Raw genomic sequence first — 1692 nt, forward strand, 5'->3', positions numbered from 1 at the left:
TGCGACGAGCTTATGTCCGCTCCCGCCCACTTGCGGACATTCGACGGCGCTGTCATGCGCCTCCGATGAGCGGAACTTATCGCTGTAGCACATTGGCAGCAGTGGCGGCTTTCGCGTTCGCACTCGCCGGATGTGCCGAGGGATGGAAGGCGAGTGAGGCCGAAAGCCGCAGTTGGCTTCCCGCAGCTTTCCCTCATTTGAAGCGGGTGATCGTGCTTCTGCGGACATGTCAGCCAAAGCGGCCAAGCGGCTACAACAACATTTGGGTCGATGGGTCGAACGACGATGAGAGGCCTCACTGCACGTTCGATAACGATAGCGGGATCGAAGATATTCGGTCCGAACTAAAACAGGCTGGCGTTCTCGGCGTTACTTACTGGCCGAGCGGCAATCCCCGCAGGCGAGTGAATTGGGCAGAGTTCATCCTATTTCGTGAGGGTATCGTCACCTCGGGATCGTCGACGTCCGTAACTTATAAAGCGCAGCCCCAGCCCTGCGAGGGCAAGACAGAGGGCGACCAGAGCTTCCGTGTCACCGAGCGCCCGATCGCTCCGGCACCGTGCCGATGGTTTTGGAGACGATCCGAAGGGTAATGCGGAAGGTCCGCTTTCCACCAAACCCGAACATTCAGGCGACACGCATCAGATTTCTGCATCAAGCGATGCTACAATTTCCGCAGCTTGGAGCCTGATGCAGATCTTGTGAATTTCGCATCACCGAATGGCTGGGTTTGGTGCAGGCCAGCCTTACGTAAACGAGCAGTCGTAATAACTACCCCAAAGGCGGCGACAGCCTACTAGGTCTCCGTTAAACAATTTGGTAATGCGGTCAGGGGCGAAGAATTGACCGGACTTCGGATCGAAGCCTTTGGCAAGCATTACATCACCAGTTGGGTCGTATATGATGCCGGACCAATTATCGAGCATACCTGCCGGATTGAACGCAACCCGAACAGGGGGGGCCACATCAACTGAGTAAGTTACACCCTCATCTTTTGCGAACCAGTCGGGCCTTGGACGAGAACGTGCTTTTCTGATTATAGCTTCATATTGTCTTTGATTCACGAGCAGCCGCGAAAGACTTCCCCCGAAGCTACCAGCGCCAAGTAATGGCCAAGCTAGAGCTAATGTGCACGCGAGCCCAATAGGCGCAGCGGCAATCACTAAAATCTTTTCCCTCGGGGTTTCAACTTGCCGCCCAAGTTGGACGCCTCTGACGAAAGAGAGCAAACCGTAGGTGAGTAGGATCAATACTGCTGCCGGGATCGCAAGAATGAAAAGCAGAAAACCTAATCCTGCCGACCATGACGACACGAACCCCACGATCGCGGGGATTGCCGCCAGCAGCGCGAACCGGGTTCCCAACCGTCTAAGGTAATTGGCCATCCTAGCATTCAACACACAGCTTCAGATGTCTGCAAGAGGTCAACAGCCGACCCATCGCTTTGCACCTCTGCCGTGATGCAAAACTTTTGACTTTTGCATCAGGGTCCTTTGGCTTCGGTGGATACCTGGGTATTAATCCGGGCACATATTAACTTGCCGGGACGAAATCGTACTGCCGCGAATTCGCCTTTCGGGATAGCCTCCCCCGTCCGAGGGTTTCGGACAGTTCGCTGAGCATGCTGGCTTAGAAAAAATCGTCCAAAACCGCGTAATTCAACGGCACCGCCATCTCTGAGATGGTCGATAA

Annotated in this window: 2 protein-coding genes; both read right to left on the reverse strand. The window is 54.8% G+C overall.

The features are described 5' to 3' along the window. Positions 1–746 precede the first annotated feature (746 nt). The gene (locus sphst_RS20525) at positions 747–1385 is read right to left on the reverse strand and encodes a hypothetical protein (RefSeq protein WP_159043587.1); all 639 of its coding nucleotides are present in this window, start codon (positions 1383–1385) and stop codon (positions 747–749) included. A 98-nt stretch (positions 1386–1483) separates the two neighbouring features. Continuing rightward, complete coding sequence (locus sphst_RS11305) at positions 1484–1690, reverse strand: HU family DNA-binding protein (RefSeq protein WP_234387590.1); 207 nt, start codon at positions 1688–1690, stop codon at positions 1484–1486. Positions 1691–1692 lie beyond the last annotated feature (2 nt).

Source organism: Sphingomonas sp. STIS6.2 (genome assembly GCF_000732685.2).
In the GTDB taxonomy this organism is placed as follows: Bacteria; Pseudomonadota; Alphaproteobacteria; order Sphingomonadales; family Sphingomonadaceae; genus Sphingomonas; species Sphingomonas aerolata.